The following is a 7,556-nucleotide window of genomic DNA, read 5'->3' as shown; positions in this document are numbered from 1 at the left end:
GGGAAGGGGAGAGTGAACACCCCTCCGTACGAGGCCCGTCCTCGAGGGAGACCACGGCCCGTGCTCCGATGCTGAATGATGGGGCTCTCGGCCTCGAGGTTGGGACCGCTACGCGCGTCGCGCCGTTGGTGCCGCCCGACCCCGCTTGTTCCATGTCTGCACCTCTCACTGTTCTCGTTACCGGCGCCTCCGCCGGGATTGGCGCCGCGACCGCTCGCGCGTTCGCTGCCAAGGGCGACCGCGTCATCCTGTCCGCCCGCTCCGCCCACCGACTGCGCGACCTCGAGGCCGAGATCGACGGCGACACGTTCGTGCTCCCGCTCGACGTCACCGATGCCCAGGCGCACCTCGACGCCCTCGGATGGCTGCCCGCCGAGTGGCGCGACCTCGACGTGGCCGTCCTCAACGCGGGGCTCGCGCTCGGTCTCGTGCCGGTCTGGGAGAACACCGTCGACCACGTCGACCGGATGCTCGACACCAACGTCAAGGGCGTCGTGAACGGGCTGCGGGCGATCGTGCCGGGCATGCTCGACAGGGGGCGCGGCCACGTCATCGGGATCGGGTCGACGGCGAGCCACACGGTGTACCCGGGCGGCGTGGTGTACTGCGCCTCGAAGCACGCACTGCTCGCGCTCATGAACGGGCTCAAGGTGGACTTGCACGGCACGCCGGTCCGCGTCTCGACGGTCTCGCCGGGCATGGTCGAGACCGAGTTCTCGCGCGTCCGCTTCGAGGGCGACGCCGCCCGGGCCGACGCGGTCTACTCGGACACGGTCGCGCTGACCGCGGAGGACGTCGCCGACGCCGTCGTCTACTGTGCCCACGCGCCGGAGCGCGTCAACGTCCAGGAGTTGCTGTTGACGCCGCGCGTGCAGTCCGGCTACACGATGATCGCGCGCGGCGACGACGTGCCCTAGCGGGCCGCCTCCCGGCCTCGGGGGCTCCGGTCCCTTAGTTCGACCTCGAGGGCGAGACCGGCTCGAGGGCGAGACCGGGCGTGTGATCCCCTTCGGAGTCGAACTGCGGATGTGGAGTGTCCATCTTCCCACCCGCTCATGCGTCACGTCCTCCGCCTCGCCTTCCTAGCCGCCCTCGTCGTCACCAGCACGCCCTCGGCCGACGCCCAACTCGGCGGGCTCGTCGACCGCGCTCGCAGCGCCGTGTCCGGCGCGGCCTCCTCGGCACCGTCCGCGTCCTCGACGACGACCGTCGACTACGCCCGATTGATGAGCACCCGGTTCTTCCCCAACCAGGGCACCTTCCTGTTCAACACCCGAAGCGCTGCAGGTAGCTACCTGCGCGGGGACGACATCGTCATCTTCCCGCCCTCGAACGTCTCGCGCTACGACGAGATCGGTCAGTTCGTCGTGCGCCGTGCGGACGGGCGGATCGTCGGGCGGCAGACGGCGACCTACGACGAGGACACGGAGTCGCAGGTGTTCATCGAGCTCGGGACGTCGGGGGCACCGGAGTGGAGCGGGGCCGTCGAGGGCGGCACGAGCTACTCGCTCGACCTCGAGGTCGGCGGGGCCGTCGTGGGGACGGTCCCGTTCACGGCCGACGTGGTCGAGAGCGGCGACCCGTTCGACCCGTCGTCGACGGTGGTCCTGGAGGGTCCGTGGCGCACCCACGCCTTTTTCCAACACGAGGTGGACCGGCCCGAGTACATCCTGAGTTTTATCGCGTGGATCGGACCCACGGAGGCCGACCACGCCACGACGACGGAGGTCTCCGTCCGCCGCAACGGACAGGAGGTGGCGTGGGGGTACGGCGGCACGCAGACGACGTTCGGGCCGGGCGTCGTCGGCTACGACCTGATGGTCACGGGCTCGCGCGACCGCCGTGCGGGGTTCGGCCGGGCCGGCGCGAACGCGGACTGGTGGACCATCCAGGACGTCACGCCGGGGACCTACGAGGTCGTGATCTCGACCGAGGACGGTCCGATCCGGACGATGACCATCGAGGGCGCCGACGGCGCGTTCGTGCCCCACGCCCGGAGCTCGATGGAGTACCAGCCGCGGAGCCTGTTCCTGAGCCCGCGGTTGCTCGGGAACTCGGGCCAGAGCGAGACGGCGATGTCGGCGTACTGGATCGCCCCGTAGAGGTCCGTCCTCGAGGTCGGCACGTTGTCGTCCTCGAGGACGTGCCGCTCAGCCTCGCGGGCCGGCCACTCGTCGTCGAGGACGCTGAAGTAAACCGTGTCGCGGACGTGGCCGCTGTCCGTGACCACGTGCTTGCGTAGCGTCCCCTCCTCGGTCGCGCCGATCCGCAGCATCGCGTTTCGGGAGCGCCGGCTGCGGGCGTCGGTCTTGAGCTCCACGCGCTGGCAGCCGCGCTCCTCGAAGGCGTGGCGCACCATCAGCAGCTTGGCCGCCGTGTTGATGGCCGTCCGCTGCCACCCCGGCGTGATCCACGTCCACCCGATCTCGACGCGCCGGTGGTCCGGCGCCATGTTGCCGAAGCGCGTGCTCCCGACGACGGTCTCGTTGGCTGCGCCGGCCTGATGGCTCTCGAGAGAGACCGTCGCGAACGGCAACGCCGTGTAGGCTTCCTGGTCCTCGAGGTCGGTTCGGAGGTAGCCCTCGAGGTCGGCTCGTGTGCGGACGTCGCTGAGAGCGAGCCGCCAAAGATCGTGCTCCAAGCCGACGGCGGCCAGCGCGTCGAGGTGATCGAGGGTGAGCGGCTCCAAACGGACGTGGGCACCGCCGAGCGGGGTGCGGGGCACAGACGTCGAGGTCCGGCAAGATCGTCCTCGAGGACGCGATGGTCCGGTCCGGTCGAGGACGCCGTACGGAGGGCGTCCCACCCTCCCCGACCCCGATGCGACGTCTCGCCAGTCTCTTCCTCCTCGCCACGCTCACGCTCGGCAGCGCGCCCACCGCCGACGCCCAGCTGCGGGGGCTCATCGACCGCGCCCGCGATGCCGTGACCGGCACGTCAAACGACGCCCAGGCCGAGGCCGAAGCTGCTCCTCGTCGCGACGGTCCCACACCCGACGTGGACTACGTCGGACTCCTCGACACGGTGCTGTACGGGGATTGGGATGACAATGACACCTACGTCCTGTTCGCTCCCGACAGCGACGCCGAGCCCATCGGGGCGTACGTGCTCCGCGACGAGCAGGGCGGCGAGCTTGGGCGCTTCCCGCTCAAGATCGACCATCAGCGCTCGGGCACGGTCGCGTCGGCTGTGAGTTGGAGCCATCGGAGTGGTGGCCTGAACGGGATTCCCAACGCGAACGGCACGTTAACGCTCGACCTCGAGTTCGAGGGCGCGGTCATCGGCTCCGTGCCCTACGTCCAAACCTCGGAGCAGGTCGGCAGCGCCTTCGACAGCCGCAGGGTGACCCGGATGCAGGGACCGTGGCAGACCCACGGTTACTTCTTCGACAACGGCGACGCCTCGTCCGAGCTCCACTTCGCGTTCTGGACGACGTCGGGAGAGAGCGCGCCTGCCGAGGTCATCGTCGCGCGAGACGGGACCGAGGTCGCCTTCGGGGAGCGTCGCGAGCGGGTCACAGGGTCGCCGCGGTCGGTTTTCCGCCTGTTCGGCTCCCAGCACCGAGGTGGATTCCTCGGAGACGACCAGGAGTTCTCGAGGTCAGAGCTGACGCCCGGCGGCCTCGAGGTCGTCGTCCTCGACGAGGACGGAGCGGAGATGCGTCGGTTCGCCCTCGAGGCCGGCGACGGGACGTTCGTACCGCACGTGCGGAGCGAACCGGGACACGAGCCACACGCCCTCACGCTCGCCCCGCGCCACGCCCCGAGTGGCGAGCAGGAGTTGGTCCACGTCTTCTGGACCACCACGGACTAGCACAACCCACCACACACCCACATGCCGATGCGGCTCACTCTGCTCCTTCTCTCGCTTCTCGTCGCTGCGGCCCCCCATGCGCAGTACGCTCCCGCGGCCGATTTCGCGTCTGTCCTTCAGGCCACCTACTCGAGTCGCCACGGGGCGTATCAGTACGGGCGCTTGGGCAGTGGTGGCCTCGAGGGCAACATCGACGTCGATCTGTGGCTCCCCAATGGGGCCGCCGGCCTCGAGCCGGGAACCCTCGCCGTGCTCTACCCCGACGGCAGCCCTCACGCCTACGCGGCCATGACGACGCTCAACACGACGGATCTGTCGTCGGTCTTTGTGCTGAGCGGCGACGACGTCACCTGGACGACCACGTTCGAGGACGGCCTCGAGTACCGTTTCGTGCTCACAATGGGCGACGATCTCTACGTCGACTTCCCGTTTACCGCATCCGTATCCGGCAGCGACGACCCCTACACTACGTCGGACGACAAGACCTGGGCACTCGAGACCGGCCCGTGGTTCACCCACTCCATGTTCCAGCAGAGGGAGGGACAGGTCGGCTATCTCCAGTACCTCATGTGGGTCCGCGATGGGAGTCAGGACCACGAGGTGTCGATCCGTCGTGACGGGCAGGAGATCGCCTGGAGCTTCGACGATGGAGATCACCCGATGCGAACCTTCGACCGCATCTACACCGCGGCGTCCCGCCACTCAGACGGCACGTTTGGGAAGCCGACGACGGACCGTGAGCGCTGGTCTCTCGAGGACGTGACGCCAGGCACCTACCAGGTGGTGGTCACAAACGCGGACGGCGACGTCGTTCAGGAGCAGACCATCGAGGGGGGCGATGGGACGTTCATCCCGCACACCCGAAGCGCTCTCGATTATCAGCCGCGCTCGCGTTTCTTGATGCCGATCCAGGCGGGGAGCAGCGGCCAGCTCAACCTCTTCTGGCTCGCACCCGACGAGTAGCGGGAGCCGCGCCCAGCCCGTCGGGGTTGGCCGTCCATGCCCGACCTCGATGCGCTCGTCGCCGTCCTCGAAGCTCGACTTCAACAGCCGCTGCCTGGTCACGACGCCCACGCCGAGATGGCGCCGTTTCCTGCGCGGGCGACCGTCGAGACGCTGTCGACGGAGCTCAACGACGGCCGTCCTGCCGCGACGCTCGTCCTGCTCTACCCCGACGAGGACAACCGGGCTCACTTGGTCCTGACCGTCCGCACCGATGTGTTGCCGACGCACGCGGGCCAGGTCTCGCTACCGGGCGGCAGCCTCGAGGACGGCGAGACGCCCGAGGATGCCGCGCGACGAGAGGCGTTCGAAGAAGTCGGCGTGCCCGAGACCGACGTTCACGTCATCGGCCGGCTGACACCGATCTACATCCCGCCCTCGAGGTACTCGGTCTGGCCGATCGTCGCGACGACGGCCCAACGCCCGCCGTTCGTAGCCCAGGAGACCGAGGTGGCCGCCGTCCTCGAGGTCGACGTCGAGGACGTGCTGGACCCGGCTCGGCGCAAGTCCTCGATGCGCAGCGCGCCCTTGGGCGACTTCGACGTGCCGTTTTTCGACCTGGCCGGCCTCGAGGTCTGGGGCGCGACGGCCATGATGCTCGCCGAGTTCGCGGCGGTCGCGAGATAGGTCGAGGGCTCGCAGCGAGAAACACGCAGCGACCTCGAGAACGGTGGCGCTAGAGCCAAGCCATCGACGCCTCCCTTCGTGGAGGTTTGGTAGCATTCAGCGCCGAGGACGGTTACCACTCGAGAACGCGTGAGGCCACGTTGTGCCCCGGGCTGCGTCTGGGGTGCCTCGTAGAAGGCATATGGGCTTCCACCGCTAGGGACGAGGCGATTCGTCAAAGTCCGTCGCTAGGCTTCGATTCTCCTCGCGTCATCTAACCAACCTCGATACGGCGGCCTGACGCCGTGCGAGTTCGTGTGCCGAGAGCGGCGATGCGAGCCGGGCGAAAGCCGCGATCTCTGACCCAGGACATCTTCGAGCCGTACATGGAGGCCCCGAGGATGAGCACGTGGCGTTCCCATGTGGCGGAATTCTACACTCGCCTGACGACGCGCTCGGTTCGCCCACCGAGCTGGGGGATCTCGTAGCGACCGACGGCTCGAAGAGATCTCGAGAACTGGGATCAATGCGAGTCTCGTGAGGGTCGGCGGCGTGTCGAGACGGAGATCTAAACGTCCCGTCACTCCTCGCGGTACGGCGTCTTCTAGCGTTTGGGTACCAACACGGCACGCTATGACTTCCACTACAACGCCCCGCGATCAGATGGCCCGCTTCCTGGGCGTCGCGGCTCTCCTCGTTAGCGCCTTCCTGCTGTTCGCACTGCACGAGGTCACGTCCGTCGGGACCCCCGGCGCTTCGTCAGTCGACATGGTTTCGACTCGAACGGTTCTGAGTGTTGGGTCGAGTGCGTCGCCGGCCCCAGCCGCGCACTAAGCGGCTTCCCTGCGCGAATCCCGCACTTTTGTCTGGTGAGTCGGCCGGGACGCTCACTGTACGACATGGTGATGGGCAGAGGCCTTCCGCGTCGGCTTGCCGTAGAACGTCGCCGTGGCGTCTACATAATCGAATCGGCCTAAACGAGAAGACCGCCCTCCTGACTAGGGGGCGGTCTTCCGTGCGTGTGGAGCCTAGCGGAATCGAACCGCTGACCTCTTCAATGCCATTGAAGCGCTCTACCAACTGAGCTAAGGCCCCTCCGGACCGCGAAGATAGGCGGTGTCCTCGAGGGCGGTCAATGGAGCGAGGGCGAAGACGCCGTCCTCGAGGACGAGAGCGGACCTCGAGGACGCGTCGAGGGTCTGGTAGCTTTTCGACCTCGATCCGTAGACCCATGCCCGACCGTTCCTACCACGTCGCCAAGTTCGGGGGGACCTCCGTCGGGACGCCGGACCGCGTGCGGCGCGTCGTCGACCTGGCGATGAGCGACGGGGCGGGCCACGAGCGCGTCGTGGTGTCGAGCGCCTTCGGCGGCGTGACGGACCGATTGATCGCCGCCATCGAGGCCGCCGAGAACCGGACCGGCGAGCACCGCGGCATCATCCGCGAGGTGCGCGAGCGGCACGACGCCGCGCTCCAGGCGCTCGCCCTCGAGGACGAACGAGACACGCTCCGCGCCGGCCTCGACGCGCTGTTCACCGAGATCGGGGAGCTGTTGCACGGCGTGTCGTTGCTGCGCGACTGCTCGCCCCGGTTTAGAGACGCGATCGTGTCGGCCGGGGAGCGGGCGTCGGTGCCACTCGTGGCGGCGGCGTTCCGGGCTAGGGGCCACCCGGCCGTCGCCCTCGAGGCGACCGCGTTCGTGCGCACCGACGACGCGTTCGGTGAAGCGGCTGTCGACTTTGCCGAGACGCGGACGTTGGTTCAGGCCGCCCTCGAGGACGTGCCGCCGGGCGCCGTTGCGGTCGTGACCGGGTTCGTGGCGTCGACCGAGGACGGCGTGACCACGACGCTGGGCCGGTCGGGCTCGGACTACACCGCGACCATTCTGGCCGGCGCCCTCGACGCGAGCGCCTGCGTGATCTGGACCGACGTCGACGGCGTCCTCTCGGCCGATCCGCGCGTGGTCCCGGACGCGTTCTCCCTCCCGCGGTTGAGCTACGCCGAGGCCGCCGAGCTCGCCCACTTCGGCGCCAAGGTGCTCCATCCGCGCACGATGCGCCCGCTGGCGCGGCGGGGCATCCCGCTCCGAATCAAGAACACGATGCGCCCCGACGCGCCCGGCACCGAAATCGGCC

Annotated in this window: 7 protein-coding genes and 1 tRNA gene; 6 read left to right on the top strand and 2 right to left on the bottom strand. The window is 68.7% G+C overall.

Features of this window, described 5'->3' with window-relative positions; all coding sequences use genetic code 11:
* The first annotated feature begins 152 nt into the window (after nucleotides 1-152).
* Nucleotides 153-917: an SDR family NAD(P)-dependent oxidoreductase gene (locus tag WBA11_RS07760; RefSeq protein ID WP_424520127.1), complete on the top strand. Its 765-nt coding sequence runs from the start codon at nucleotides 153-155 to the stop codon at nucleotides 915-917.
* A 992-nt stretch (nucleotides 918-1,909) separates the two neighbouring features.
* On the opposite strand, the gene WBA11_RS07755 is transcribed toward WBA11_RS07760, so the two are convergent.
* Entirely contained in the window at nucleotides 1,910-2,725 is an 816-nt protein-coding gene (locus tag WBA11_RS07755) for a GNAT family N-acetyltransferase (RefSeq protein ID WP_424520126.1), read from the bottom strand.
* 95 nt (nucleotides 2,726-2,820) lie between these two features.
* Here WBA11_RS07755 and WBA11_RS07750 point away from each other — a divergent pair, with 95 nt between their 5' ends.
* From WBA11_RS07750 to WBA11_RS07735, 4 genes are all read left to right on the top strand, one after another.
* Complete coding sequence (locus tag WBA11_RS07750; protein WP_424520125.1) at nucleotides 2,821-3,813, top strand: hypothetical protein; 993 nt, start codon at nucleotides 2,821-2,823, stop codon at nucleotides 3,811-3,813.
* Between the two features lie 27 nt (nucleotides 3,814-3,840).
* Complete coding sequence (locus WBA11_RS07745; RefSeq protein ID WP_424520124.1) at nucleotides 3,841-4,776, top strand: hypothetical protein; 936 nt, start codon at nucleotides 3,841-3,843, stop codon at nucleotides 4,774-4,776.
* A gap of 36 nt (nucleotides 4,777-4,812) precedes the next feature.
* On the top strand, nucleotides 4,813-5,442 hold the full coding sequence (locus WBA11_RS07740; RefSeq protein WP_424520123.1) for an NUDIX hydrolase: 630 nt from the start codon (nucleotides 4,813-4,815) through the stop codon (nucleotides 5,440-5,442).
* 612 nt (nucleotides 5,443-6,054) lie between these two features.
* A complete protein-coding gene (locus WBA11_RS07735; protein ID WP_424520122.1) occupies nucleotides 6,055-6,255 on the top strand; it encodes a hypothetical protein in 201 nt (66 codons plus the stop codon).
* Nucleotides 6,256-6,443: 188 nt separating this feature from the next.
* Here the strand turns inward: WBA11_RS07735 and WBA11_RS07730 are convergent.
* Nucleotides 6,444-6,516: transfer RNA gene (locus WBA11_RS07730), tRNA-Ala, on the bottom strand.
* 136 nt (nucleotides 6,517-6,652) lie between these two features.
* Here WBA11_RS07730 and WBA11_RS07725 point away from each other — a divergent pair.
* Nucleotides 6,653-7,556: aspartate kinase (locus WBA11_RS07725; RefSeq protein WP_424520121.1), on the top strand; the 904-nt coding region annotated here is incomplete at its 3' end.

It is taken from the genome of Rubrivirga sp. (assembly GCF_049648075.1).
Classification (GTDB): domain Bacteria; phylum Bacteroidota; class Rhodothermia; order Rhodothermales; family Rubricoccaceae; genus Rubrivirga.
The sequence above is the reverse complement of the archived record's forward strand: the minus strand, read 5'-3'. Positions and strand labels throughout refer to the sequence as shown.

Excerpts from the sequence above, each read along its gene's own strand:
- WBA11_RS07760 (WP_424520127.1), top strand. The coding sequence starts at position 153 with ATGTCTGCACCTCTCACTGTTCTCGTTACCGGCGCCTCCGCCGGGATT.
- WBA11_RS07750 (WP_424520125.1), top strand. The coding sequence starts at position 2,821 with ATGCGACGTCTCGCCAGTCTCTTCCTCCTCGCCACGCTCACGCTCGGC.
- WBA11_RS07745 (WP_424520124.1), top strand. The coding sequence starts at position 3,841 with ATGCGGCTCACTCTGCTCCTTCTCTCGCTTCTCGTCGCTGCGGCCCCC.
- WBA11_RS07740 (WP_424520123.1), top strand. The coding sequence starts at position 4,813 with ATGCCCGACCTCGATGCGCTCGTCGCCGTCCTCGAAGCTCGACTTCAA.
- WBA11_RS07735 (WP_424520122.1), top strand. The coding sequence starts at position 6,055 with ATGACTTCCACTACAACGCCCCGCGATCAGATGGCCCGCTTCCTGGGC.